Genomic DNA, 26,152 nt, shown 5'->3' with positions numbered 1-26,152 from the left:
CGCTCACGTGCCGGTCCGCCGCCCGCGGTCGGCCGGTTCCGGGCCCTGCCGTCGGCACGGCCCGGCCCATGGCGGGACCGGAGCCGGCAAAAGGCGACGCGGCCCCGCCCACGTCGGGGCCGGCGTCGGGGGCGGAAGGCGGGGACGGCTGATGCATGGAAGGGCTTCCTCTGCGTTTTTGTACGCCTCGGGTACGGCGCCGAACGGAGGGGTCGAGGTCGACGGGACGGGGGCGGCGCGGCGGCACGGCCCGTCCGGGCCCTCCGCCTTCCAGGTGAACGGAACGGGCGTCCTCCGGGTCACGCCCCGGGCGGGGCCGCCACGGCGGGCGGTGTTCCCGGTCGGTGGCACCGGGTCCGGACGGCGTGCCGTCCCCGCCCCGGTGCTCCCCGCCGGCAGGAGGGCGCCGGCCACTCTCGAGACGCCCCTCACCCCTCACCCCTCACCCTCGGTGCCGCCGTCTCCCGCGCCCGTCTCCTCCGGGCACACGTCACGGCGCAGCCGGTCCGTCCCCCGTGGGCCTCCCGCCTCGGGAGTGCGCGCACGCGTACGCCCGGTCCGGGTGTCGCCGGGGCGCTTGCCTCGCTCCTGGGTGCGTGGGCGCGTGGCGTCGGACCGCACATCGCGCCCCCGCGCCCTTCCCCGCCCTACGGTGCCACCGGTCGCGCCGGCGGAGCGCGTACGGCTCCGGCGCTCCGGCATCGTCTCCGGCGCGGGCACGGGCTCGGCTGCGGGTACGGGGACGGGCGCGGGCTCGAAGCCGGCGGACTGGCACTCCGCCGGCTTCGCGGTGTCCGCTGGGGACTGCGTGCCGCCGGTCGTGGTGCCGCCGTGGCCGCCGCGCTCCGCGCGCAGACAACGACGTACCGATTCCGGATCGAGCCCCTCGTTGCACGCCTGGTGCAGGAGGCGGGCGAAGAGGTAGTGGGGGTCGGCGCCCAGGGCCATGGCCAGCGCCTCCCGGGCCTCCAGTTCGTCGCCGGTGGACCAGGCGACCCAGCCCGCCAGGGTGAGGGGCGGGGCGGCGTGCTCGCCGTACGCCCCGACGCAGCGCCGGGCCAGCGCCCGCCACAGCCGGAGGGCGGGTCCCGCCTCGTCGCCCTCCATCCACTCGGCGGCGCGGTCACGAGTCGTGCGGTCCTGCAATCCGATGATCAGTCTCGCGGCCTCGTCGTGCCGGACCAGTTCGTCGTCGCGGGCGTCCGCCGCGAGCGTTGCGGTCACGGGCGGGGCGGCCGCCAGACGGCCCATGATCCGCGCGGCCAGTGCCAGAGTCTCCTCGGCCACGTCCGCGCGGCTCGTCTCGTCGAGCATCCTCGGGACCAGCGCCAGGCCGGCCGCGTCCAAGGCGGCCTCCTGGTCGAGGGCGGCGGAGTTCTCCCGGGGCAGCAGCCTGGCGCGCAGTTCGCCCAGTGAGCCGCGGACCTGGATCCCGGCGTAAGCGGCGGCGGCGGCCAGCACGGACGTGCCCGGCAGGCCCATGGGGGTGCCCTCGGCCGGGCAGCAGGCTCCGGCCGGGCAGCAGTAGGACCAGAAGCGGCCGTCGGAGATGCACAGTGCCTCGATCACCGGGACGTCGAGAGCCCCGCACTCGACGCGCAGCTTCTGCACCAGCGGCCGCAGGCGTTCCATCACCTCCCGCCCCGACTGGCCCCGGGGCGGTTCCTGGCAGACGTAGGCGACCATCCGCTCGGGCCGGGTGCCCCTGCGCTCGCTGCCGGTGATCAGCCCGTGGGCCAGCTGCCGGGCCGCGGACGGCCAGTCGTCCGGCTGCGCGGGAATGCCGAGCCGCGCCCTGCCGCCGAAGCGGCCGCGGCCGTCCCGGTCGTGCAGGGCGACCAGGACGATGCTGTCCTCGGGACGGTGCCCGAGCAGGTAGGGCAGGGCATCCGCCAGCTCGGCCGGAGTGCGCAGGGTGACCTGGTGTTCGGCGGCGTGTCCGTCGTACGCGGTGCAGGCGACCTGATCCGTCCGGTGCCGTCCGGTGACGCCGCCCTCGCCCGAGGGGCCCGACGTTTCGCTGTGGTTCGTCATGCGCCGACCATCTCGCGGAACGTAACGTTCCGCTTTGGCCTGTGGATAACTCCGATCAGGGGCATGCCAGACGGCGGTCCCCGCGCTCACCGGCCTACGCTCACCAGGTCCCACCCGCGGACGCCGCCCGGCCCGACGCCGCGTCCCGACGAGGCAGGTCCTCGCCTCCCGGGTCTCTCCCGCTGCCCCGCTTGTCGGTCCCGTCCTGTTGTATGGAAGACATGGAGCACACGAGCAACACGGACCTGCGAACCGCCGCCGACGCCGTCCTCGCCCGTCTCGTCGGGGACGCCTCGGGCTGCGCCCGGCTCCGCGAGGACCAGTGGCGGGCGATCGAGGCGCTGGTCGCCGACCGGCGCCGGGCCCTGGTCGTCCAGCGCACGGGCTGGGGCAAGTCCGCGGTCTACTTCGTGGCGACGGCGCTGCTGCGCGCCCGGGGCGGCGGTCCGACCGTGATCGTCTCCCCGCTCCTCGCGCTGATGCGCAACCAGGTGGAGGCCGCGGCCCGCGCCGGCATCCACGCCCGGACCATCAACTCCTCCAACACCGAGGAGTGGGACACCGTCCAGAGCGAGATCGCCGCAGGCGAGGTCGACGTCCTCCTGGTGAGCCCGGAGCGTCTGAACAACCCGGACTTCCGCGACCAGGTGCTGCCCAAGCTGGCTGCCGCCACCGGTCTCCTCGTGGTCGACGAGGCGCACTGCATCTCCGACTGGGGCCACGACTTCCGCCCGGACTACCGGCGGCTGCGCACGATGCTCGCCGACCTCCCGCCCGGCGTGCCCGTGCTCGCGACGACCGCCACCGCCAACGCGCGCGTGACGGCCGACGTCGCGGAGCAGCTCGGCACCGGGGGTACGTCGGACGCCCTGGTGCTGCGTGGCCCGCTGGACCGGGAGAGCCTCAGCCTGGGCGTGCTGCGGCTGCCGGACGCCGCACACCGGCTGGCCTGGCTCGCCGACCACCTCCACGAGCTGCCGGGCTCCGGGATCGTGTACACGCTCACCGTGGCCGCCGCCGAGGAGGTGACGGCCTTCCTGCGGCAGCGCGGTCACACCGTCGCCTCCTACACCGGCAAGACGGAGAACGCCGACCGGCAGCAGGCCGAGGACGATCTGCTCGCCAACCGGGTCAAGGCCCTGGTCGCCACCTCAGCGCTCGGCATGGGTTTCGACAAACCCGATCTGGGCTTCGTCGTGCACCTCGGCTCGCCCTCCTCCCCCATCGCCTATTACCAGCAGGTCGGGCGTGCCGGGCGCGGCGTCGAGCACGCCGAGGTGCTCCTCCTCCCCGGCCGGGAGGACGAGGCGATCTGGGAGTACTTCGCCTCCCTGGCCTTCCCGCCGGAGGAACTGGTGCGCCGCACGCTGGACGTCCTCGCGCGCGCGAAGGGCCCCATGTCGCTGCCCGCCCTGGAACCTCTGGTGGAGCTGCGCCGCTCCCGCCTGGAAGCCATGCTCAAGGTGCTCGACGTGGACGGGGCGGTCAAGCGGGTCAAGGGCGGCTGGATCGCGACCGGACAGCCGTGGACCTACGACACCGAGCGGTACGACTGGGTCGCGCGGCAGCGGAAGGCCGAGCAGCAGGCGATGCGTGAGTACGCGTCCACGACCGGCTGCCGCATGGAGTTCCTGCAACGCCAGCTCGACGACACGGCCGCCAGGCCCTGCGGCCGCTGCGACAACTGCGCGGGCCCCCGCTTCACCGCGGACACGTCCGCCGAAGCGCTCGATGCCGCGCGCGGTGATCTGGGCCGGGCCGGTGTCGAGGTGGAGCCCCGCCGGATGTGGCCGACCGGGCTCCCCGCGGTCGGCGTCGACCTCAAGGGACGTATCCCCGCCGGCGAGCAGGCCGCGCCGGGCCGGGCCCTGGGGCGGCTGTCGGACATCGGCTGGGGCAATCGGCTGCGGCCCATGCTGGCGCCCCACGCTCCGGACGGACCCGTGCCCGACGACGTGGCGAAGGCTGTCGTGGGAGTCCTGGCCGACTGGGCGAAGGGTCCCGGCGGCTGGGCCTCGGGCGCGGCGGACGCCCCGCCGCGCCCCGCCGGCGTGGTCTCCATGGCCTCGCGGACGCGACCGCAGCTGGTCGGCTCCCTCGCAGCCCACATCGCCGCGGTCGGCCGCCTGCCGCTGCTGGGCGGCGTCGAGTACACCGGGGAAGCGCCCCCCGTGTTCCGCAGCAACAGCGCCCAGCGTCTCAAGGCCCTCACGGGAGCACTGACCGTGCCGCCCGCCCTCGCCGGCGCGCTTGCCGACCTGCGGGGACCGGTCCTCCTCGTGGACGACTACACCGAGACCGGCTGGACCCTCGCGGTGGCGGCACGGATGCTCCGCCGCGCCGGCGCGCCGGGGGTGCTGCCCCTGGTCCTGGCCGTTCAAGGGTGATCACGTGACGGCCGCTGCCGGAACCTCCCACGGGCCGGCGGGCCCGACCCACGCCGTGGGCGCGGTCCGCCGCCGAGGCGCGGCCGTACGGCGGTCCGGCGCCTTGGCACTCCCGGCGGTTCGCCGTTCCCTGGGTTTCTGGTGTTTTCTTCCCCCGGCGGGCGTCGTCCTCCGGCACGCGCGTACCGCCGGCCGCGGCCCGGCGGGCCCGGCGTCCGGCGTACCGTCCTGCGCATCCCCGCGGACGACCGGGTGGCACGCGGTCCCGCCCGCCGGGGGGCATCGTGCCCCGAAGGCCCCGTGCTTCACCCGGCGACGACCTGGGTAGGGATATAAGACTCGTATCACCCGTTATCGGTCGGTGGCCCCAATTGCTCGTTGCCGCATCCGAGTTCGACAGGAAGAATCGAAGTCCGCCCCCGCACGGCTCGTCCGTGATCCGGCAGAGCTTCACTGCGGTGCGCGCTCCCAGGAATCCGACCTCGCCCGCAGTACGGGCGCGTAGCCGAAGGGAGGAACGTGTCCTTCGGATTCGCTTCGGCCTCGGCGGCATCGTTGTCACCGCCCGCCACTTCCGCCAACCGCGTGCTCGAACCCGCGGAGTGGGCCGCTGCCGGGATTCCGCTGCTGCGCAACCCTCGGGAGGTCGTCGGCGGACTGCACTCCCGGCACCATCCGAAGCCGGGCACCGTGATCGTGGCCGTGCTCGATCCGGACGAACGGCTGCGTGCGAGCGCCTCGTTCGCCGGCCGCCCGGTCCCGGCCGACGGGTGGATGCTCCGCAACGTGCTGCTCTCCCAGCTCCGCCGGATCGTCCCGCACGACCTGCGGCGCCGCACGCCCGTGCGCACCGCCGTACTGCTGCGCTGCCGCGAGGGCGACGCGCGGTGGACGGAGGAGGACGGCGCGTGGATGTGGGGACTGCGCGACGCGTGCACACTGCACGGGCTGCGCTGCGGGGCCTACGTCACGCTCACCCGGGACGGCTGGCAGGTCCTCGGCGAGGGCCGTGGCGGCCGCCGCCCCAACGCGACGTCCGCACCGGAGCCGTTCGCCACGCCGATGGCCCCGCCCCCGCCTCCGCGCACCGGCGGCGCCGCTTCAGAGGTGCTGCGCCGCGCCGCGGCCCGCTGACCCGTTCGACTCCCGCCCCCCGATGGGCACTGCGCACCGGGCACCACGCGCGGTACGCCCGCACGACGGACCGGACCTCGAGGGCCGGACAACCGCACCGAACGGCTGCCGGAAACCCGGTGCCTCGGCCCCCTCCGGAGCGCTCCGGCCGACCGGACAGGCCGGGGCCGTCCACCGCGCGGGACCCGGTCCGGCACACTCCGGACCGGCCCCCTCCGGACACCACGCCGGTGTGCGGCCGGGTGCGACCGGTCCCTCAGGCCCCCGTGCCCAGCACCGAGTTGATCCGCTGCGGATCACCGCAGACGATCAGCAGGGCTCCGGCCCGGGAATGGGCCAGGGACAGGGCGGTGGCGGCGACGGCCTCGGAACCGCCGTTGACCGCGACCACGACCACGGGCCGCGCGGCGGCACGGTCCGCGACGGCGGCGTCGGCGTAGAAGACGTCGTCGCCCGCGTCGTGCTGCGCCCAGTAGGCGGTCTCGCCGAAGGACAGCTCGTGGGTGGCCCACGGATGCGGCTCACCGGTGGTGATCACCAGCACGTCGCCGGGGGCACGGCCGGAGTCCAGGAGCAGGTCCACGGCCTCCTCGGCCGCGTCGAGCGCGCCTTCGGCCGTAGCCGGGATCAGCTGGATCTGCGGAGTGGTGGAGGCGGCGGGTGCGGCCGGGCCGGACGGTCCGGGCTTGGGGGCCACGTCGCGCGGCGCGCGTTGGGCCGGCGGCGCGGGTCGGGGGGGCCCGGGACGACCGGGGCGCGACGGAGCCGCGGGACGGGGGCCGGGAACGGGGCGGGGGGTCGGCGCGGTGCGGCCGCTGGCCGGAGTGGCGCGGGGACCCTGGGCACTCTCGTGAATCTGAGGCTCCTCGGGAATGAGAGGCATAAGCTGATGTTTATCAAACGCTGGTGCGGCTCGCGTCGGCGGGTGGCACATGCGTACGAGCGGAACCGTCAGAAATCGAAGCCGAGCTGGCCCTCGATTTCCGGAACGCTTCCCTCCGCCCAGCTGCGGGCCTTCTTGAGGTGCCGCCACTGGGGCAGCCCATCAAGATACGCCCACGACAACCGGTGGTACGGGGTGGGGCCCCGCTCCTCCAGTGCGGCCTTGTGCACGGGCGACGGATACCCGGCGTTGTCCGCGAAACCGAAGTCTGCATGGTCGACACCCAGTTCGGCCATCATTTTGTCGCGCTGAACCTTGGCGATCACCGAGGCCGCCGCGACCGCCACGCACGACCGGTCACCCTTGACGACCGTACGGACCTTCCAGGGTGCTCCGAGGTAGTCGTGCTTGCCGTCGAGGATCACCGCGTCGGGGCGGACGGGCAGTGCCTCCAGGGCCCGCACGGCCGCCAGGCGCAGTGCGGCCGTCATCCCCAGATCGTCGATCTCCTCCGGGGAGGCGTGTCCCAGCGCATAGGACGCCACCCACTCGCGCAGTTCCTCGGCGAGCGCGGTGCGCCGCTTGACGGTGAGGAGCTTGGAGTCGGTGAGCCCTTCCGGGGGTCGGCGCAGTCCGGTGACCGCCGCGCAGACGGTGACGGGACCGGCCCACGCGCCGCGCCCCACCTCGTCGACACCGGCAATGACCTTCGCTCCGGTCGTGGCGCGCAGGGAGCGCTCGACGGTGTGAGTAGGTGGTTCGTACGGCATGGCGTCCCTAGGTTACGCCGCCCCGGACCGCGTTCGACACCCCGGTCCCCCGGCGCCTCCGCACCGTCGCGGCCCCGCCCTCGGGCGCCTCCGCGCCGCAGCGGCGGAACCGCCGACCGGTCGCTCACCCCTTCGAGGGAATAGCCAGGTCATTCGCATCGGCTAATCTTCGAGCGGCACACGGTCATCATCCATATCACACCGAAAACACCTGGGGTCGCCACCCGACCACCCCACTTGCTGCGCCATTTCCGCGCACTACAGTCCCTCTGAGCATTCAAGCGACGAGGCTCCGCACCTCGCGGAGGGTCACTACACGAAGCGCTCAACCCGTATGGCATCGCATTCGTAAATGGTCAAACCCGCGACCGGGGCGAGCACGGCAGGACGAGTCCCACGACCCTTCCGGTGACGCCGCCGGATCCGGCGTGCGATCCGGCCCCGGACCCCGCACAGCGGATGCCGCGACGACGCGCGGCCGGCCACGGAGGGTTCCCGGCGCGTGCGCGGAGCTCCGTACGGGGTCAGGCCGGCCCCGGCACCCAGCCCGGCAGGTCCTCCGTCCGCTCCACCCACGCGGCGGGCGGCGACCCGGTCTTCCCGGAGGAGAGCACCCCGCCGACGATGGCGCAGGTGGTGTCCATGTCCCCGCCGGCTCGGACGGTCGTCCAGAAGGCCCGCTCGTAGTCGTCCAGGGACCGCGCGGCCGACCACAGGGCGAAGGGGACCGTGTCGTGGGCGGTCGTACGCCGCCCGCAGCCCAGTACGGCCGCGACCGTGGTCGCGTCCCCGTAGTCGAGCATGTCGCGGGCGCGCCTGAGGCCCGCGCCCACCGCGCTCTTCCTCGGCACCAGCTCGATCACGCCGTCCAGGAGTGCCTCGGGGCGGGGCCGGCCGCCGGGCGCGGCGGCCAGGGCGGCGGCCGCGGCGACGGCCATCGCGCCGACCACGGCCTCGCGGTGCTGGTGGGTGGGGTAGGCGGAGATCTCCGCCTGGTGGGTCGCCTGCTCGGGATCGTCGGCGTACCAGGCGCCCAGCGGCGCGATGCGCATCGCGGCGCCGTTGCCCCAGGAGCCCTGGCCGTTGAAGAGCGCCGCGGAGAGCTCCCGCCAGTCGCCGCCCTCCCGGATGAGCCGGAGCAGGCGGTCGACCGTGGGGCCGTACCCCCGGCCGGCGTCGTGGCGGGTGGCGAAGGAGTGGGCCAGCGCGTCCTGGTCGATGCGGTGGTGGGCGGCGAGCACGGCGACGACGGAGCAGGCCATTTCCGTGTCGTCCGTCCACGGCCAGGGGCCCGGCGGCAGCTCACGGCGCCGCAGCAGCGGGTGGTTCACCGGCACGGAGAACCGGGAGCCGAGCGCGTCCCCCACCGACAGTCCGCGCAGGCTCGCCAGGGCGCGCTCCAGGCGCCCGTCGGAAGAGGAGTCAGCGGTCATCGCTCCGCCACTCTATCCGGTGGTCCCGTACGGATTCCGGATCCCGCCACCGCTCGAAGGGCCGATCGAGGGCGTACTTGCCGTCCTCCCCGAGGGCGAGTATCCGCATCTCGGCGTTCCCCGGGTTCACGAGCGACTCGAATTCCGCGACCGTCCAGTGGAACCAGCGCATGCAGAACAGCCGCATGGCCAGCCCGTGCGTCACCAGCAGGACGTTCGGCGGGTGGTCGGGGGCCTCGAAGCTGCGCCACAGGCTCTCCAGGAAGCCGCCTACCCGGTCGTACACGTCGGCGCCGGACTCGCCCTGCGCGAAGCGGTAGAAGAAATGACCGTAGGCGTTCCGGTAGGCCCTCTGCCGGCGCACGTCCTCGGGGTCCTGCCAGTTGCCCCAGTCCTGTTCGCGCAGCCGGGGCTCCTCACGGACCCGTACGCGCTCGGGGTCGAGGCGGAAGGCGCGCAGCGTCTCGTGCGTCCGGCGGTACGGGGAGACGTACACGCTGACCCGTTCGCGGCCGAACAGTTCGCGCAGCGTCCTGCCCGCTTCCTCGGCCTGCCGCCGTCCCCGTTCGGTCAGCGCCAGTGCGTGGTCGGGCTCGCGTTCGTAGACGGAGTCGTCGACATTGCCCGTCGACTCGCCGTGCCGGACGAGGACGATGCGCCGTGGTCGTGCCATGCCGGAACCCTACGGGCTGCCGTTCGGATCAGATCGCGGAGGAGCGACGTCACCGGCCGGCGCCGGTGAGCGGGGACCGGTGCGTGCGGCTGCGCGGCGGAGGAAGGCGACGCGGACGGCACGGGGCGTCGGCGAGGGGCGGCGACGCGGCGGACGTCCGTACCGGACCCCGTGTCCGCGGCGTGGTCCACGGGCCGTTCCCGGAGCGGGCCGGGAGCGGACGGGCGCCCGGGCGGGCCCGTACGGCGCAGGTCACGCGGCCGCGAGCCACGGGTCCCGGCGCGCGTCCCGGACGTCAGACCGTCCAGGAGGGCTCCAGCTCCACGATGTCCCCGGTCAGGGCGGCGATGTCGGCCTCCGTCTGGGCCCGCAGGGCGAGCCGCTCCACGCGTTCGGCGCGGTACTTGCCGTGCTCGGCGGCCGACCGCCACATCGACAGCACCAGGTACTCGTTGCCCGGCGCCTCGCCGAAGAGGCCACGGACCATGCCGGGCGAGCCGGCCATCGCGGGGTTCCAGACCTTCTCCTGCATCAGCACGAAGTGCTCGGCCCGGGCCTCGTGCACGCGGCACAGCGCCACCCGCAGCAGGTCGGCGTCGGAGAAGCGCGGCTCGAAGCCGGTCTTCACGTCGAACCGGTGGTCGAACAGCCTGACCTGGGCGTCTCTGAAGGTGCCCGACTGGGACGCCGCCAGCCGGTCGTGGGAGCGCGCCATGAAGGAGTCGTAGAAGGCGCGGCTCTCCCAGAAGGCGAAGAGGTGCGCCACACCGGGCCGCCCCCTGCTCCACCCTCCGCCCTGCCCCCGGAACCCCGGCTCCCCCAGAAGCCCCGCCCACTTCCGCTGCCCCCGCTCGAAGCCGCGGCGGTCCACCACGGTGCAGCGAATCCACTTGACCAGCACCGCGCCATGGTAAGGCCACGGGGGGTGGCGCAGGTCACGCTTGGATGGGCCGTCCGCCCGCATGCGCGTGCGCGGCGTGGCAGGATGGACGATCGGCCGCGGCCGTCCGGCAGTTGGGGTGGACCGGCGGGGCGGCACCGGGGAAGGGGAAAGGTCTGTGAACGGCCTCAGCAAGGGCATCCGCAAGATCGAGGTCGCACTGAGGTGGGACCCGTCTCCCGCGGGGCAGCCGCCCGCGGATCTGGACATCGTCGCCGCGACCTATCCGGCGGGCGATCCGTACGGTGATCCCTCTTATGTGGTGCACTTCGACAGTCGCTCCCCCGACGGCACCATCTACCTCAACCGGGACAGCAGGGACGGCCAGGGCTTCGGTTTCGACGAGGTCATGACGCTGGAGCTGGACCGGCTCGACGCCCGTTACGCGCGCGTGGTGGCCGGTGTCGTCATCCAGCAGCGCCCCGGACGTCGTACGTTCGCCGACGTCACCAACCCCGGGCTCCGTATCCGTGAGGGGTACACCGACCTGGCTCAGGACGACTTCGGCGGTGTCCTCGGGGCAACGGCGGCGTCGGTCGCGGAGTTCGTGCGGGACGAGACCGGCGCGTGGGAGTTCCGCGCCGGCGTCCACGGCTTCGAGGGCGACCCCACGACGTTCACCGGCGCCATGGGCGCCAAGAGGCGGCCCTGATCACCGCCAGGGCGCGGATCGGCCGAGGGGCGCCGGCGGTGGGCCGGCGCCCCTCGGTCATGGGGTTCTACGCGTCGGCTCAGCTGCAGCCGCTGGTCGAACCGCAGCCCTCGCAGATGTAGCAGGAACCGGCCCGCTGCATCTTCGTGCCGCAGGAGAAGCACAGCGGGGCGTCGGCCTGGATGCCCAGCTGCATCTCCACCAGCTCGGCGCTGGTGTGGGCCTGCTTCGGGGCGGGCTTGGCCGCCTCGGACTCGGCCTTCGGCGTGGCGACGGCCTTCAGCTCCTGGGTGCGCGGCGCCGACTGGGCCAGGCCCTCGACGTCCACCTCGTCCTCAGCCGGCTCGTACGAGCCGGTCTCCAGGTGACGCTGGCGCTCCTCGGCGGAGTGGATGCCGAGCGCGGAGCGCGTCTCGAAGGGCAGGAAGTCCAGCGCCAGGCGGCGGAAGATGTAGTCGACGATCGACTGCGCCATCCGCACGTCCGGGTCGTCCGTCATGCCGGCGGGCTCGAAACGCATGTTGGTGAACTTCGAGACGTACGTCTCCAGCGGCACGCCGTACTGGAGGCCGACGGAGACCGCGATGGAGAAGGCGTCCATCATGCCCGCGAGGGTCGAGCCCTGCTTGGACATCTTCAGGAAGACCTCACCCAGGCCGTCGTCCGGGTAGGAGTTGGCCGTCATGTAACCCTCGGCACCGCCGACGGTGAAGGACGTGGTGATGCCGGGACGTCCCTTCGGGAGGCGCTTGCGGACCGGGCGGTACTCGACGACCTTCTCGACCTTGGGCTCGGCCGCGGCGGGCTGCTCCTCGGTCTTCTTCTTGTCGTCCTTCTTCTTGGCCGACAGCGGCTGGCCGACCTTGCAGTTGTCGCGGTAGATGGCGAGCGCCTTGACGCCCATCTTCCATGCCTCGAAGTAGATCTCCTCGACCTCCTCGACGGTCGCCGTCTCCGGCATGTTGACCGTCTTGGAGATGGCGCCGGAGATCCACGGCTGGATCGCGGCCATCATGCGGACGTGGCCCATCGGGGAGATGGCCCGCTCGCCCATGGCGCAGTCGAACACCTCGTAGTGCTCCTGCTTGAGGCCGGGGGCGTCGATCACATTGCCGTGCTCGGCGATGTGGGCGACGATCGCCTCGATCTGCTCCTCCTGGTAGCCCAGGCGGCGCAGGGCCTGCGGGACGGTGCCGTTGACGATCTGCATCGAGCCGCCGCCGACCAGCTTCTTGAACTTGACCAGTGCGAGGTCCGGCTCGACACCGGTGGTGTCGCAGCCCATGGCCAGGCCGATGGTGCCGGTCGGGGCGAGCACGGACGCCTGGGCGTTGCGGAAGCCGTTCTTCTCGCCGAGGCGCAGCACTTCCTGCCAGGCCTCGGTGGCGGCGGCCCACACCGGGGTGTCCAGGTCGTCCATGCGGACGGCCGTGTCGTTGGCGTCGGCGTGCTGCTTCATGACGCGCTTGTGGGCGTCGGCGTTGCGGGCGTAGCCGTCGTACGGGCCCACGACCGCGGCCAGCTCGGCGGAGCGGCGGTAGGCGGTGCCGGTCATCAGGGAGGTGATGGCACCGGCGAGGGCGCGGCCGCCGTCGGAGTCGTAGGCGTGGCCGGTGGCCATCAGCAGGGCGCCGAGGTTGGCGTAACCGATGCCGAGCTGGCGGAAGGCGCGGGTGTTCTCGCCGATCTTCTGGGTGGGGAAGTCCGCGAAGCAGATCGAGATGTCCATCGCGGTGATGACCAGCTCGACGACCTTCTGGAAGCGCTCGGCCTCGAAGGACTGGTTGCCCTTGCCGTCGTCCTTCAGGAACTTCATCAGGTTCAGCGAGGCCAGGTTGCAGGACGTGTTGTCCAGGTGCATGTACTCGCTGCACGGGTTCGACGCGGTGATCCGGCCGGACTCGGGGCAGGTGTGCCAGTTGTTGATGGTGTCGTCGTACTGGATGCCCGGGTCGGCGCAGGCCCAGGCCGCCTGAGCGATCTTGCGGAAGAGCTGCTTGGCGTCGACCTCCTCGATGACCTCACCGGTCATGCGGGCGCGCAGGCCGAACTTGCCGCCCTCCTCGACCGCCTTCATGAACTCGTCGTTCACACGGACCGAGTTGTTGGCGTTCTGGTACTGGACGGACGTGATGTCGTCGCCGCCCAGGTCCATGTCGAAGCCCGCGTCGCGCAGGACGCGGATCTTCTCCTCTTCCTTGACCTTGGTCTCGATGAAGTCCTCGATGTCCGGGTGGTCCACGTCGAGGACGACCATCTTGGCGGCACGGCGGGTGGCGCCACCGGACTTGATCGTTCCGGCGGAGGCGTCGGCGCCCCGCATGAAGGAGACCGGGCCGGAGGCGTTGCCGCCGGAGGACAGCAGCTCCTTGGAGGAGCGGATGCGGGAGAGGTTCAGGCCGGCGCCGGAGCCGCCCTTGAAGATCATGCCCTCTTCCTTGTACCAGTCGAGGATCGACTCCATGGAGTCGTCGACGGACAGGATGAAGCAGGCGGAGACCTGCTGGGGCTGCTTGGTGCCGACGTTGAACCAGACGGGGCTGTTGAAGCTGAAGATCTGGTGCAGGAGGGCGTAGGCCAGCTCGTGCTCGAAGATCTCGGCGTCGGCGGGCGAGGCGAAGTACTTGTGGTCCTCACCGGCCTTCCGGTACGTCTTCACGATGCGGTCGATCAGCTGCTTGAGGCTGGTCTCGCGCTGCGGGGTGCCGACGGCGCCCCGGAAGTACTTGCTGGTGACGATGTTGACCGAGTTCACCGACCAGAAGTCGGGGAACTCCACGCCGCGCTGCTCGAAGTTGACCGAGCCGTCGCGCCAGTTGGTCATGACGACGTCACGGCGCTCCCAGGCCACCTCGTCGTAGGGGTGGACCCCAGGAGTGGTGTGGATGCGCTCGATACGCAGTCCCTTGCCCGTCTTGGGGCTCTTGGCGCGGGAACTCCGTGCCGGACCGCTCGCCGTCTCTGTCATGCCGCCTCCCATATACGGGCGAAAACGCCCTGAAGTGCCCCGTTTATTCCGTGGCACGGTGTTCTGTCTGGTGCCGCGGGCACCTCACTCAGCCCGCGACAGGTCTTTCGATTCGCCGCCGCCCGGCCGGTCCCGTCTCCTGCGAACGGTCCCGGCCCGCCGGTCAGTCGGCGGCGCCTGCGGGCTCGGGGACCTGTCCGGTCCCCGCCGGCCCGCGGCCGTCTTCCTGGCTCCCCGCGCCGGCATTCCCGCCGTCCCCGTCGGGGTGTTCCGCCCGTTCCCTGAGCTCCGCGATCGCGGCCTCGAAGTCCTCCAGCGAGTCGAACGCCCGGTAGACGGACGCGAACCGCAGGTAGGCGACGAGGTCCAGCTCCTTCAGCGGGCCGAGTATCGCCAGCCCCACGTCGTGGGTGGTCAGTTCGGCACTGCCGGTCGCCCGCACCGCCTCCTCGACCCGCTGGCCGAGCTGGGCGAGCGCGTCCTCGGTGACGGGCCGCCCCTGGCACGCCTTGCGCACGCCGTTGATGATCTTCGTGCGGCTGAAGGGCTCGGTGACCCCGGACCGCTTGATCACCATGAGCGAGCACGTCTCCACGGTCGTGAAACGACGGGAGCAGTCAGGGCACTGACGGCGCCTGCGGATCGACGTGCCGTCGTCGGTCGTACGGCTGTCGACGACGCGGCTGTCGGGGTGCCTGCAGAAGGGGCAGTGCATGAACTCCAACCCTCCTCACAGCAGACTCAATAGCCTCGCAAGGCCTCACGGGCCCCTCGAAGCAGCCCCAAGCATAGGCGATCCCCGAGGGCCCGAAGACCAGGGGCACCACAACTTCTGGGCCGCTGCCGCAATCCAACCACTAGATGTGGGGATTGGCTCATACATGCACGTCCTGCGCGCGTGTCGCATCCGCACGCATCCGCACGGTCACGCACCGCCGCCGCTCCCACCCCGCGGACCCGCCCGATCCGTCCGCGCGCGCCCGGACACGGGCACGCGTCGGCACCGGCGCCGCCGGGCGCGACAGGCCGCCGCCCACGCGCGCGGAAGCGGCGTGGACGTCACGAGGAGGGGGCGTGGGACTCCCGCAGAGATGAGGGCCGACGCCTGCCGGACGGGACGCCGAATGGCAGACTGAGGCGAACGGCGAAGCGATCACCCCGGCGGTGAAGAGTACAACAATGGGTCCTTTTGCCCGTCGACCGCCTGCGACGGCCATACACCTGGAAACGTGATCATGTCCCGCAGTCTGCGGATTTTCACTCGAACGTGTGTTTGGCGCAACCTTTCGAAAGCAACTACCGTTGTGCAGCAGGGAGACCATCGAGAGGGGCCGCCGTGACCACCACCGCAGACAGCGCCACCATCACCGCCCAGGACCGCTCCCAGGGCCGCCTGGAGCCGGTGCACGCGATGAACGAAGCCGCGAATCCCGAGGGGCACAAGCGCTCCATGCCGGGCCGGCCTCCAGGCATCCGGGCGGACAGTTCCGGACTCACCGATCGCCAGCGCCGGGTGATCGAAGTCATCCGGGACTCGGTGCAGCGGCGCGGCTACCCACCGTCGATGCGGGAGATCGGTCAGGCCGTCGGCCTCTCCAGCACCTCCTCGGTGGCGCACCAGCTGATGGCCCTGGAGCGCAAGGGCTTCCTGCGCCGCGACCCGCACCGCCCGCGCGCGTACGAGGTGCGGGGCTCCGACCAGGCCGCCACCGTGCAGCCCGCCGACACCGCGGGCAAGCCCGCCGCGTCGTACGTGCCGCTGATCGGCCGCATCGCCGCCGGTGGCCCGATCCTCGCGGAGGAGTCCGTCGAGGATGTCTTCCCCCTGCCCCGGCAGCTGGTCGGCGACGGTGAGCTGTTCGTCCTGAAGGTGGTCGGCGACTCGATGATCGAAGCCGCCATCTGCGACGGCGACTGGGTCACGGTCCGCCGCCAGCCGGTCGCCGAGAACGGCGACATCGTGGCCGCGATGCTCGACGGCGAGGCCACCGTCAAGCGCTTCAAGCGCGAGGACGGACACGTCTGGCTGCTGCCGCACAACTCCTCGTACGAGCCGATCCCCGGCGACGACGCGACGATCCTCGGCAAGGTGGTGGCCGTCCTGCGCCGCGTCTGAGCGCCGCGGCGGACAGACCGCACCCCGTCCGCCTCCCTGACCGGGCCCCGGAACCTCTGCGCCGGTTCCGGGGTCCTGTGCTGTCCAGGCCCAAAGTGGGGCACGCCCGGCTCCGGGACGCCCCGGCCCCCGAGCCGTCCGGGACCACGAGGCCTGCGGCCACCGGCCTCCGGCTCAGGAGACCTCGGCCTGCTGCGCCACCGCGTCGATCGCGGCCAGCGACTTGCGGACCTGGTTGCGGTCCGTGGTGTACCAGAAGTCGGGCAGTGACGCCTTCAGGAAACCCCCGTACCGGGCCGTCGCCAGCCGCGGATCCAGTACGGCGACCACGCCGCGGTCTCCCGACGCCCGTACGAGACGGCCGGCGCCCTGCGCCATGAGCAGCGCCGCGTGCGTGGCGGCGACCGCCATGAAGCCGTTGCCGCCGGCCTCCTCCACCGCCTTCTGCCGGGCGCTCATCAGCGGGTCGTCCGGACGCGGGAACGGGATCTTGTCCATGACCACCAGCTGGCAGCTGGGACCGGGGACGTCGACGCCCTGCCACAGGGAGAGCGTGCCGAAGAGACAGGTCCTCGGGTCGGCCGCGAAGTTCTTGATCAGTTCGCCAAGCGTCTCCTCCCCCTGGAGGAGGATCGGGAACTCGGGGATGCGGGAACGCAGTTCCTCCGCGGCCAGCTGGGCCCCCCGCATGGAGGAGAACAGACCCAGGGTGCGGCCGCCGGCCGCCTGGATCAGCTCCGTCAGCTCCTCCAGCATGTCCGCCCGGTCACCGTCCCGGGCGGGCCGCGCCAGGTGCTTGGCGACGTACAGGATGCCCTGCTTGCGGTAGTCGAAGGGCGAGCCGACGTCGACGCCCTTCCACCGCGGGACGTCGTCGCCCTCGGTGCCCTCGGGGGCGAGGCCCAACGAGGCGCCCACACCGTTGAAGTCGCCGCCCAGCTTCAGGGTCGCGGAGGTCAGGACGACGGACCGGTCCGCGAACAGCTTCTCGCGCAGCAGGCCCGAGACGGACATGGGGGCGACGCGCAGGGAGGCGCCGAAGCGGTCGTGCCGCTCGTACCAGACGACGTCCCACTCGGAGCCGTTCACGATCCGCTCCGCCACGTCGTGCACGTTCTCCACGGAGGCCAGGGCCTGCTTGCGGACCGCGTCCTCGTCCTGGACGGACTTGTCCCGCGTCGCCCCGATCGCCGAGATGACCGTACGGCAGGCGTCGCGCAGCGCCATCAAGGCGTAGCCGAGGTCCTCCGGGACCTCCTCCAGGCGGCCGGGCAGGGCCAGCTCCATCAGCCGCTCGAAGCCCTCGGCGGCGGTCTGGAGCTGGTCGGCGGCCTTCTCGTCGACGAGCTTGGCGGCGCGGCGCACGGCGCGGTTCACCTGGCCGGGGGTGAGCTCGCCGGTGGCGACCCCGGTGACGCGGGAGACCAGCTCGTGCGCCTCGTCGACGATCAGCACCTCGTGCTGCGGCAGGACCGGGGCGCCCTCGATGGCGTCGATCGCGAGCAGCGCGTGGTTGGTGACGACGACCTCGGCGAGCTTGGCGCGCTCGCGGGCCGTCTCGGCGAAGCACTCGGCGCCGTACGCACACTTCGAGGCGCCCAGGCACTCCCGCGACGACACCGACACCTGGGACCAGGCCCGGTCCGAGACACCCGGCGTGAGATCGTCGCGGTCACCGGTCTCCGTCTCGTCCGCCCAGTCGCGCAGCCGCAGCAGGTCCTGGCCGAGCTTGCTGGTGGGAGCGGCGGCCTCGAACTGGTCGAAGAGGCCCTCCTCCTCGTCCTGCGGGACGCCCTCGTGCAGGCGGTGCAGGCACAGGTAGTTCGACCGGCCCTTGAGCATGGCGAACTCCGGGCGGCGGCGCAGCAGCGGGTGCAGCGCCTCCACCGTGCGCGGCAGGTCCCGCTCCACCAGCTGGCGCTGGAGGGCGAGGGTGGCTGTCGCCACGACGACCCGGTCCCCGTGAGCCAGCGCGGGCACGAGGTAGCCCAGCGACTTTCCGGTGCCGGTACCGGCCTGGACCAGCAGATGGGAGCCGTCGTCGATCGCCGCGGCGACGGCTTCGGCCATGGCCACCTGGCCGGGGCGCTCCGTGCCGCCGACGGCGGCGACGGCGGCGTGCAGGAGTTCGGGGAGGGAGGGCTTCGTCATAGCGCGACCACCCTACGGCCCGGGACTGACAAACGTGGGACCGAGGCGGGGACGGGGCAGGGGATCACGGGGACTCCTGTGGGCTCTGCAGGCTTCTGGGGCTTCCGGAACGGCCTATCGGGGGCCTCCAGGGGCTTTTGGAGGCGCGGTTGGCGCCGCGCGGACCGGTCGGCGGAAGGCAGGAACGGCAAGGGGGGAACCGGGGCGACGCGAGCGGCGCAGCGGACATGACGGTGCTGCGGCGCAGCACTACGGCAGGTGGCGCGGATGACGGTCCCGGACCATGAGGGCGGCCCGCTTGGCGGGCAGGTCGACCTCGGCGGAGAGGCGGAAACCGGCGTTGAGGAAAGCGGCGAGGGAAGGGGTGTTGCGCAGGTCGGGTTCCGCGACGACGCGCGCGCACATGGGCCGGCGGTCGAGGACGAGGTCGGCGACGGCCCTGAGCAGGAGGCTGCCGAGCCCCCGCCCACGGTCGGCGGCGTCACCGAGCAGGAGGTGGATCCCCGTGTCGTGGGGCCGGGCGGGATAGTACCGGGCCAGCGGGTCGAGGTCGGCCCGGTAGATCTCCCAGTAACTCATCGGTGTGCCCTTCAGCACGCCTACGCAGGGGACGCTGCGTCCGTCGCCGTCCAGCTGGGTCCGCAGGTGGGCCTCGGTCACGTCCGGCGCCCCGTCCAGCTGCCAGAACGCGGCGACGGCGGGGTCGTTCATCCAGCGGCTGACGAGCGGGAGGTCCCGTTCGACGCGGACGGGAACGAGGTGGAACACGCCCGCGGCCGTGACGGCCGGGCCCCAGGCCGCCACCCGGTCGAGCAGGTCGTCGCCGGCCGAGGGCCGTGTGGCGGCGGGGACTTCGTCCCGCGCGCGGGACTCCAGGAACGCGTCGGGCAGGCGCAGGTCCAGGGTGTCCTCGTTGTCCGTGCCCTCGCAGGGGCGCGGATCGGTGCCGGGGTCCGTGGCCGGGACGGTTCCGGCGTCGGCGCTCGCGTCGGTGGGAAGCACGGCGTCGCTCCTCTCGGGAGACGGGGGTCGGGCCTGGCCCTCGGAAGAGTCAGCGGTGAAGGGGGTTGGGGAGAGTGACGTAGACGGACTGGGTGGCGACCGGGCCGACGAGCTCGTCGAGGCCGTGCGCCCGGGTCAGCAGGTTGGCCTTGCAGCGCAGGACGGGCGAGTCCAGGAGCCGGGCGGGCAGCGTGCTGCGCAGCGGGCGCGGACCCGAGGCGGCGCCGGCGAGGAAACGGCGGAAGGCGGCGAGCAGCAGCCGTTCGTCGGCGAGGTGCTGGGAGCCGAAGGCGCCGATCAGCCCGAACACGTTGTTCAGGACGAGGTAGTACGTGAAGCGCTCGTCGGCGACCTCGTCGGGGACGAACGTGTCGCTGCGGGCGCCGATACCGGGCAGCCGGGCGTCGAGTTCCGCGCGCCGGGACTCGCGGAAGTAGTAGCCCTGGTTGTCGCGGTAGCGGCCGCCCGCGGGCCAGCCGTCGGCGTCCAGCAGGAGCAGCGTGTTCTGCTGGTGCGCCTCCAGCGCGATCCCCGCCTCCCCCTCCAGCCACAGCACGGGGCGCACGGCCTGTTCGAGGTAGCGCAGGAACCACTCGGCGGCCACGAGCCCGCGCGGGCGGCCGGTCCGCCGGGCGAGGTGCGTCACCACCTGGGCCAGCCGGGACCGCGGCGCGGTGTCGTGCGCCTGCCCGCCGGCCGCCGGGCCGCCCGCCCGGGGCAGGGGCGCGACCAGGGCGGCGACGCAGGACACGTCGTCCGCGGGGCCGAAGGGGTTGTGCCGGATCACGACGTCGAGTCCCGGCACGGGCTCCCCGTCCCGGTCGTCGACCCCGATCCAGGCCGGGTCACGGACGATGTCGAAGCCCGGATGCGCGGACCGCCACTGCGGGGACAGGCCGGAGCGCAGCAGGCGGTGCACTTCGACGCCGCGGTGGAGTTCCTTGCGGAGGTTCTCACGACGGGAGTTGGTGATGTGCACTCCCAGCGACAGCTTGAGCATGGCGGGGGAGCCGGTTCGGTGGACGGTCCGTACGGAGGAGGTGGGATGCCAGGGGGCGCCCCGGGCGCCGAGGTCCCGGAGGAGCCCGGCGTCCAGCAGCGCCGCCGTCCGCGGCCGGTGGCGGATCTCGTGGAGCTGCCAGGGATGCAGGGGCAGGGCCGTGTATCCCTCGGGAAGCGCCGGACCGGGTCCGGCGAGGCGGGCGGTGAGCCGGGGCGCGGGGACCGGACGGCCCCGCTCGGTCCAGGCGGAGTCGCAGGCGAGGACGGAAGGGGCGACGGCCAGCCAGTGCAGGGGGAAGGAGCCGCGCGTCTCGGGCGAGTACCGCCGCGCCTCGTCCTCGCAAAACCCTTCGCGGCTCTTCGGCGCCGGATGCAGCGGGTGCCCGAGGACGAGGCACTGTTCGGCGGCGAGGAAGCGGTCGGAGGGGCCGACGGGGTTCTTCCGGCGGTCGCGGACGAAGACGGCGGTACGGCGGACCGAGTCGGCGACGCGCGCGACGAACTCGGCCCCGACCACACCGGTGGGGCCCTCACCGGCGGGTTCGGTGGCCCCGGCGGCCTCCCTGGCCAGCAGGGCCGCGACCGTGACCGCGTCGGCGGGTGGGGCCGAGGCGGGGGCGTCGGCCAGTCGCGGAAGGCCGAAGCGGTGCCAGCCCGTCGGCGACCAGTAGCGGACGGGAACGAGGAGTGCGGTGCCGCTGGCGGGCAGCGGGACACGGAGGACGCCGTCGCCGGGCGCGGGCAGGCCGGTCTCGCGCACCCAGCACCGCAGCAGGTTCTCGACGGCGGCCGCCTGGGCGGCGACGGACGGGTCCGGATGCTCCAGGAGGTCGCCGGGGGCCGCGCTCGGCCGCCCGGCGTCCGCCGCGCCGCCCTGCCGGGGAACCCGCTCGGCCGCGGGCGGGCTCGGCGGCCGTTCACCGGGGGAGCCGGCGCGCGGGGAGCCCGCCTGCGGAGATCCCGCGGCAGGGCGGGCCGGTGGCTGAGGGGAGGGGAGGCGGTCCGCGGGTGCGGTGGTGTTCACGACGGTCCTCGGGGTGGGCTGTGGTGCGGGAGCGGGGGACGGATGCGGGCGGGTACGGCGCGGGTGCCGGCCGGGCAGGACGCCGGGGGCGGCCCGTCCGGAGGGGCGGACGTCCGTATCGCCGCCCGGTCCCGCCCGGGGAGCGCGCTGCGCCGGACCACCGGACGTCTCAGCCCCGACGGCATGGCGGGTGCCCGGGTACGCGGCCGGGGTGGTGGCGGGCCACCGCCTCCACCGCGTCGGCCAGCCGGTCCAGGACCGCCACCGCCTGCTCCTCGGTGATCGTCAGCGGCGGGAGCAGCCGTACGACACCGGGGTGTCCGGCTCCGGGGCCCACGATCAGGCCTCGCCGCAGGCACTCCCGCCGGAGGGTGTCCGCGAGTACGGCCGCGGCGGGGCGGGGGCGGCGCGCGCAGCCGCCCGGTACGGGAGCCGGCGTCTGCGCGGCGGTCGTACCGGCCCCCGCGTCCGGGTCCGGGTCCGTCATCTCGATCCCGATCATCAGTCCTCGTCCCCGGACGTCGCCGACGCAGGGGAACCGCGCCGCGAGCTCACGGAGCCGGGCCAGCATCCGCGTGCCCAGGACGGCCGCGTGCCGGTCGAGCCGGTTCTCGCGGACGTGGGCGAGGGTGGCGGCGCCCGCGGCCATGGCGAGCTGGTTGCCGCGGAAGGCGCCGCGGTCGGTGTCGGGCGGCGGGACGTCCAAGTCGTCGCGGTGGACCACGACGGCCAGGGGCAGGCCGCCGCCGACGGCCTGGGAGAGGACCATCACGTCCGGGGTGATGCCGCTGTGCTCCACGGCCCAGAAGGCTCCGGTCCGCCCGACCCCGGTGTGGCTCTCGTCGGCGATCAGCGCAATGGACCGGTCGGTCGTGACCTGCCGCACGCGCCGTGTCCAGGTGTCGGGGACGGCGACCGCTCCGTCCCATGCCTGCACGGGTTCCAGGACCACCCCGGCGGGCAGCGGCACGCCCGGTTCCCGGCCGTCGAGAACGGACTCGGCCCACCGCGCCGCGCGCTCGGTCCCCCGCTCCCCGTCGGCACCGAACGGGCAGTGGTGGTGCCGCGGGCGCGGCAGGTGCGCGGCCGGCACGCCGCAGGCGCCGGGCAGGACGGCGGACGGCTCGTGGCAGGTGGCGGTGAGGGCGACCACGCCGGTCCGCCCGGTCGCGGCGCGGACCAGTCCGACGGCGGCCGTCAGCGCCTCCGCGCCGGCGGGTCCGCAGAACCGCACGCGCGCGTGGCCGGCGAGTCCGCGGGGCAGGGTGCGCAGGAGTTCGGTGACGAAGGCGTCCCCGACGGGGGTCGCCAGGTCGAGGACCTGCAGCGGGGCGCCGGAGTCGAGGACGTCCCGGATCGCCTCCAGGACGACCGGATGGTTGTGGCCCAGCGCGAGGGCCCCGGCGCCGGACAGGCAGTCGAGATAGCGGCGGCCGTCCGCGCCCTCGACGGTGAGCCCCCGCGCGCGGACCGGCACGACGGGAAGGGCGCGGGCATGGGTGCGTGCCGTCGGCTCGCACGCCGGCTGGTGCCTCACGCGTCCCCCGGAGGCGCCGCGCGTCCCGGTCCACGTGCCTCTCCCGGAGGGGGCCGCACCCCGGGCGCTCCCCGCGGCGGTGCCCGCCGGCAGCCGCCCGGCACCGCCCTCGCCGGGCCTCCTCCCCCCTCCGGCCCCTGCGGACGCACGCCCCCCGCCGCCCCCGTCGGATGCGAACCCCCCGTACGCGGATTCCGCCACGGCTCCCTGTCCTCCCGCTGTCCACGGGCACGTCGGCACATCACGTCGCCCTCGGCACCGGGGGCCGCGCCCGGGCATCCGGCCCCCCACCGCTTCCAACCCCGGGGAGTCCAGCGGGTTACGGGTCGCTTCACGATCCGCTCCCCGGCGTGACCGTTGCCGTGCCGCCGGGTCTCCCCACGGCGACCGCATAGGGTGTGGTGCCGTTCCCGGGTGCCGTGACGTCGGCGTGGCCCGGCCCAAGGCCGGCGAGGGATCACGGCCGCAGCACCACGTTCCGTTCGGTAATCAGCAGGGGGAGTCGGAAACCATGCGATCCATACGGCCGTCGTCCGTCACGCGCCGAAGCGGGGGCGGGCGCCGCGGAACCTCCCGCGTCCCGGCCGCCGTCGCCCTCGTCTCGGCGCTGCTGCTCACCGCCACCGCTTGCGGGTCGGGGGGCGCGGAGGCCGGCGGTGAGCCCACCGCCTCCGCCTCGGCCGCGGACGGCGGCAACGGCTCCGTCCGGATCCCGGACCACATCAAGGACAAGCTCGAAGAGCACGGGATCGACGTCGACGAGTGGAGGAACGGCGCCTGGAGGAACTGGGGGAAGGAGGACTGGCTGCGCGAGGCGCAGGACTTCGTCAACCCGATCATCGAGGACCTGTGGAACCCGGACCGCATGCGGGACGCCGAGGAGCCCCACCGGGAGGTCGACGCCGGCGACCTCTCCGCCGACCGGGGTGTGACCGACCCGGAGCCGCGGCCGGTCCGGGCACAGGCCGTGCCGCCGACGTACCACGAGAGCGCCGCCACGGCCGGCAAGGTGTTCTTCGACGGCCCCGAGGGCTCGATGGTCTGTTCGGCGACCGTCGTGCGGGACCCGGCCCACCCCGGCAAGTCCAACCTGGTGTGGACGGCGGGCCACTGCGTGCACGCGGGCAAGAGGGGCGGCTGGTACCGCAACATCGCCTTCGTGCCGTCGTACAACAACGCGGCCGTGCCGACCGGGGAACTGTCGGACGCCACCGCGCAGGAGGTCGCTCCCTACGGCGTCTGGTGGGGGGACTGGGCGCAGACCTCGGACCAGTGGATCGAGCAGGGCGGCACGAGGGGCGGGGAGGGCGCCCCGTACGACTTCGCCGTCCTCCACGTGACTCCGGAGAAGGAGTGGGGCGGCAAGTCGCTGGAGGAGACGGTCGGTTCCGCTCTGCCGGTGGACTTCGACGCGCCGGCCGTACCGCGGACGGGCAGTGTGACGGCGATCGGCTATCCGGCGGCGGCGCCGTACGACGGGCAGAGGATGTTCCGGTGCCGGGACGAGCCGGGCCGGCTGTCGATCGACGCCTCGGATCCGACGATGTACCGCATCGGCTGCACCATGACCGGCGGTTCGTCGGGCGGTGGCTGGGTGGCGACCGGGTCCGACGGCCGGCCCGCGCTGATCTCCAACACCTCGATCGGCCCGGTGACGGCGGGCTGGCTGGCCGGTCCGCGGCTGGGCGAGGAGGCCAGGAACGTGTACGACGCGGTCAGCGAGAAGTTCGCCGGCCGGTGAGCCGGCGGCGGAGCGCGGGCGGGACACGCGGCGGCCGGTGACGCGCGCACGACGGAGGGCCCGTCCCCAGCGGAAGGGGACGGGCCCTCGGGCGTCGCCACGACCCTCGGTCGCGGGCGGTCACGAACCTCAGCCGGCCGTCACCGGAACGTACGGCGTGAGCTCCGCCGCCAGTTCCTCGTGCACCCGCACCTTGAGCAGGGTGCCCTCCGGGGTGTGCTCCTCGGAGATCACCTCGCCCTCGCCGTGGGCGCGCGCCACCAGCTTGCCGTGCGTGTACGGAACCAGCGCCTCGATCTCGACCGACGGCCGCGGCAGCTCGTCGTCGATCAGCGCGAGCAGCTGGTCGATGTTGCGGCCGGTGCGGGCCGAGACGGCGATGGAGCGCTTCTCGATCCGCAGCAGCCGCTGGAGCACCAGCGGGTCGGCCAGGTCGGCCTTGTTGATGACGACGATCTCGGGTACGTCGGTGGCGCCGACGTCCCTGATCACCTCGCGCACGGCGGCCAGCTGCTCCTCCGGGTTGGGGTGCGAACCGTCCACCACGTGCAGGATCAGGTCGGAGTCGCCGACCTCCTCCATCGTGGAGCGGAACGCCTCGACCAGGTGGTGCGGCAGGTGCCGGACGAATCCGACGGTGTCGGCGAGCGTGTACAGCCGTCCGCTCGGGGTCTCGGCCCGGCGCACGGTCGGGTCGAGGGTCGCGAACAGGGCGTTCTCGACCAGCACGCCCGCGCCGGTGAGGCGGTTGAGCAGCGAGGACTTGCCGGCGTTGGTGTAGCCCGCGATGGCGACGGACGGCACCTTGTTGCGCCTGCGCTCCTGGCGCTTGATCTCGCGGCCGGTCTTCATCTCCGCGATCTCCCGGCGCATCTTCGCCATCTTCTCGCGGATCCGTCGCCGGTCCGTTTCGATCTTGGTCTCACCGGGACCGCGGGTGGCGAGGCCGCCGCCCTTGCCGCCGCCCATCTGCCGGGACAGCGACTGGCCCCAGCCGCGGAGCCTGGGCAGCATGTACTGCATCTGCGCCAACGCGACCTGCGCCTTGCCCTCCCGGGACTTGGCGTGCTGGGCGAAGATGTCCAGGATCAGGGCCGTACGGTCGATGACCTTGACCTTGACGACGTCTTCGAGGTGGATGAGCTGGCCGGGGCTGAGCTCACCGTCGCAGATGACGGTGTCCGCGCCCGTCTCCAGCACGATCTCCCGCAGCTCGTCCGCCTTGCCGGAGCCGATGTAGGTGGCCGCGTCGGGCTTGTCGCGGCGCTGGATCACGCCGTCGAGCACGAGCGCGCCCGCGGTCTCCGCGAGGGCGGCGAGCTCCGCGAGGGAGTTCTCCGCGTCCTGCGCGGTCCCCGTGGTCCACACGCCGACGAGGACGACGCGCTCCAGACGGAGCTGCCGGTACTCGACCTCGGTGACGTCCTCGAGCTCGGTGGAGAGGCCCACCACGCGGCGCAGGGCCGCGCGCTCGGAGCGGTCGAGCTGGTCGCCGTCCCACTCGGAGCCGGTCTCGTGGCTCCAGGCGACGTCCTCTTCCATCAGGGCATCGGCCCGAAGACCCTCGGGGTAGGTGTGCGCGAGGCGCTTGGTGTCCTGGGAAGGGGAAGAAGAGGAGGTCATTGGATCCTTACGTAGCTGGGAAACCGTCTGCGGCGACGGAACGGAGCCCGAGCGTCGGAGCGGGTCCGTCACCTGGAACAAC

At 73.2% G+C, this 26,152-nt stretch carries 17 protein-coding genes and 1 pseudogene; 5 read left to right on the top strand and 13 right to left on the bottom strand.

The window, feature by feature from the left end; translation table 11 throughout:
* Positions 1-435: 435 nt before the first annotated feature.
* The gene (locus ACSU6Z_RS22390) at positions 436-2,034 is read right to left on the bottom strand and encodes a DUF4192 family protein (protein WP_437048138.1); all 1,599 of its coding nucleotides are present in this window, start codon (positions 2,032-2,034) and stop codon (positions 436-438) included.
* A gap of 221 nt (positions 2,035-2,255) precedes the next feature.
* Here ACSU6Z_RS22390 and ACSU6Z_RS22385 point away from each other — a divergent pair, with 221 nt between their 5' ends.
* Together ACSU6Z_RS22385 and ACSU6Z_RS22380 are read left to right on the top strand one after the other, a co-directional pair.
* Positions 2,256-4,421: a RecQ family ATP-dependent DNA helicase gene (locus ACSU6Z_RS22385; RefSeq protein WP_437048137.1), complete on the top strand. Its 2,166-nt coding sequence runs from the start codon at positions 2,256-2,258 to the stop codon at positions 4,419-4,421.
* Between the two features lie 519 nt (positions 4,422-4,940).
* The gene (locus tag ACSU6Z_RS22380; RefSeq protein WP_437048135.1) at positions 4,941-5,555 is read left to right on the top strand and encodes a hypothetical protein; all 615 of its coding nucleotides are present in this window, start codon (positions 4,941-4,943) and stop codon (positions 5,553-5,555) included.
* A gap of 256 nt (positions 5,556-5,811) precedes the next feature.
* On the opposite strand, the gene ACSU6Z_RS22375 is transcribed toward ACSU6Z_RS22380, so the two are convergent.
* The 5 genes and pseudogenes from ACSU6Z_RS22375 to ACSU6Z_RS22355 all read right to left on the bottom strand — a co-directional run bounded on the left by ACSU6Z_RS22375 (position 5,812) and on the right by ACSU6Z_RS22355 (position 10,215).
* Complete coding sequence (locus tag ACSU6Z_RS22375) at positions 5,812-6,438, bottom strand: hypothetical protein (protein WP_437048133.1); 627 nt, start codon at positions 6,436-6,438, stop codon at positions 5,812-5,814.
* Positions 6,439-6,506: 68 nt separating this feature from the next.
* On the bottom strand, positions 6,507-7,208 hold the full coding sequence (locus ACSU6Z_RS22370) for a ribonuclease HII (RefSeq protein ID WP_437048132.1): 702 nt from the start codon (positions 7,206-7,208) through the stop codon (positions 6,507-6,509).
* Positions 7,209-7,732: 524 nt separating this feature from the next.
* Positions 7,733-8,641: an ADP-ribosylglycohydrolase family protein gene (locus ACSU6Z_RS22365; RefSeq protein ID WP_437048131.1), complete on the bottom strand. Its 909-nt coding sequence runs from the start codon at positions 8,639-8,641 to the stop codon at positions 7,733-7,735.
* Between the two features lie 12 nt (positions 8,642-8,653).
* Positions 8,654-9,314: pseudogene (locus ACSU6Z_RS22360) on the bottom strand (histidine phosphatase family protein).
* Positions 9,315-9,609: 295 nt separating this feature from the next.
* Positions 9,610-10,215 (bottom strand): YdbC family protein, encoded by a 606-nt coding sequence (locus ACSU6Z_RS22355; RefSeq protein ID WP_437048129.1) that lies wholly within the window; start codon positions 10,213-10,215, stop codon positions 9,610-9,612.
* 157 nt (positions 10,216-10,372) lie between these two features.
* Between ACSU6Z_RS22355 and ACSU6Z_RS22350 the strand changes: the two genes are divergently transcribed.
* Positions 10,373-10,906, top strand: a complete 534-nt coding sequence (locus ACSU6Z_RS22350; RefSeq protein WP_437048128.1) for a TerD family protein — start codon at positions 10,373-10,375, stop codon at positions 10,904-10,906.
* Between the two features lie 79 nt (positions 10,907-10,985).
* Here the strand turns inward: ACSU6Z_RS22350 and ACSU6Z_RS22345 are convergent, their stop codons facing one another.
* On the bottom strand, positions 10,986-13,874 hold the full coding sequence (locus ACSU6Z_RS22345) for a vitamin B12-dependent ribonucleotide reductase (RefSeq protein ID WP_437048126.1): 2,889 nt from the start codon (positions 13,872-13,874) through the stop codon (positions 10,986-10,988).
* Positions 13,875-14,037: 163 nt separating this feature from the next.
* Positions 14,038-14,589, bottom strand: a complete 552-nt coding sequence (nrdR, locus tag ACSU6Z_RS22340) for a transcriptional regulator NrdR (RefSeq protein ID WP_437048124.1) — start codon at positions 14,587-14,589, stop codon at positions 14,038-14,040.
* A gap of 621 nt (positions 14,590-15,210) precedes the next feature.
* On the opposite strand from nrdR, the gene lexA reads away from it, so the two are divergent.
* Positions 15,211-15,990: a transcriptional repressor LexA gene (gene lexA, locus ACSU6Z_RS22335; protein WP_437048122.1), complete on the top strand. Its 780-nt coding sequence runs from the start codon at positions 15,211-15,213 to the stop codon at positions 15,988-15,990.
* Positions 15,991-16,164: 174 nt separating this feature from the next.
* On the opposite strand, the gene ACSU6Z_RS22330 is transcribed toward lexA, so the two are convergent.
* The 4 genes from ACSU6Z_RS22330 to ACSU6Z_RS22315 form a co-directional block, all read right to left on the bottom strand.
* Positions 16,165-18,141 (bottom strand): ATP-dependent DNA helicase, encoded by a 1,977-nt coding sequence (locus ACSU6Z_RS22330; RefSeq protein ID WP_437048120.1) that lies wholly within the window; start codon positions 18,139-18,141, stop codon positions 16,165-16,167.
* A 249-nt stretch (positions 18,142-18,390) separates the two neighbouring features.
* Positions 18,391-19,143, bottom strand: coding sequence for a GNAT family N-acetyltransferase (locus ACSU6Z_RS22325; protein WP_437048118.1), 753 nt, complete (start codon positions 19,141-19,143; stop codon positions 18,391-18,393).
* 49 nt (positions 19,144-19,192) lie between these two features.
* Positions 19,193-21,169 carry an IucA/IucC family protein gene (locus tag ACSU6Z_RS22320; protein ID WP_437048117.1) on the bottom strand — a complete coding sequence of 659 codons (1,977 nt, stop codon included), beginning with the start codon at positions 21,167-21,169 and terminating at the stop codon, positions 19,193-19,195.
* Positions 21,170-21,338: 169 nt separating this feature from the next.
* Positions 21,339-22,706, bottom strand: coding sequence for an aminotransferase class III-fold pyridoxal phosphate-dependent enzyme (locus ACSU6Z_RS22315; RefSeq protein ID WP_437048115.1), 1,368 nt, complete (start codon positions 22,704-22,706; stop codon positions 21,339-21,341).
* A 511-nt stretch (positions 22,707-23,217) separates the two neighbouring features.
* Here ACSU6Z_RS22315 and ACSU6Z_RS22310 point away from each other — a divergent pair.
* Entirely contained in the window at positions 23,218-24,447 is a 1,230-nt protein-coding gene (locus ACSU6Z_RS22310) for a trypsin-like serine peptidase (protein ID WP_437048113.1), read from the top strand.
* 129 nt (positions 24,448-24,576) lie between these two features.
* Here ACSU6Z_RS22310 and hflX read toward each other — a convergent pair whose 3' ends face one another.
* Positions 24,577-26,070 (bottom strand): GTPase HflX, encoded by a 1,494-nt coding sequence (gene hflX, locus ACSU6Z_RS22305; RefSeq protein WP_437048112.1) that lies wholly within the window; start codon positions 26,068-26,070, stop codon positions 24,577-24,579.
* Positions 26,071-26,152: the final 82 nt, after the last annotated feature.

Source organism: Streptomyces sp. enrichment culture, from assembly GCF_964273145.1.
In the GTDB taxonomy this organism is placed as follows: Bacteria; Actinomycetota; Actinomycetes; order Streptomycetales; family Streptomycetaceae; genus Streptomyces.
The sequence above is the reverse complement of the archived record's forward strand: the minus strand, read 5'-3'. Positions and strand labels throughout refer to the sequence as shown.

Coding starts and splice junctions, on each gene's coding strand:
- ACSU6Z_RS22385 (WP_437048137.1), top strand. CDS start 2,256: ATGGAGCACACGAGCAACACGGACCTGCGAACCGCCGCCGACGCCGTC.
- ACSU6Z_RS22390 (WP_437048138.1), bottom strand. CDS start 2,034: ATGACGAACCACAGCGAAACGTCGGGCCCCTCGGGCGAGGGCGGCGTC.
- ACSU6Z_RS22310 (WP_437048113.1), top strand. CDS start 23,218: ATGCGATCCATACGGCCGTCGTCCGTCACGCGCCGAAGCGGGGGCGGG.
- hflX (WP_437048112.1), bottom strand. CDS start 26,070: ATGACCTCCTCTTCTTCCCCTTCCCAGGACACCAAGCGCCTCGCGCAC.
- ACSU6Z_RS22370 (WP_437048132.1), bottom strand. CDS start 7,208: ATGCCGTACGAACCACCTACTCACACCGTCGAGCGCTCCCTGCGCGCC.
- nrdR (WP_437048124.1), bottom strand. CDS start 14,589: ATGCACTGCCCCTTCTGCAGGCACCCCGACAGCCGCGTCGTCGACAGC.
- ACSU6Z_RS22345 (WP_437048126.1), bottom strand. CDS start 13,874: ATGACAGAGACGGCGAGCGGTCCGGCACGGAGTTCCCGCGCCAAGAGC.
- ACSU6Z_RS22365 (WP_437048131.1), bottom strand. CDS start 8,641: ATGACCGCTGACTCCTCTTCCGACGGGCGCCTGGAGCGCGCCCTGGCG.
- ACSU6Z_RS22375 (WP_437048133.1), bottom strand. CDS start 6,438: ATGCCTCTCATTCCCGAGGAGCCTCAGATTCACGAGAGTGCCCAGGGT.
- ACSU6Z_RS22330 (WP_437048120.1), bottom strand. CDS start 18,141: ATGACGAAGCCCTCCCTCCCCGAACTCCTGCACGCCGCCGTCGCCGCC.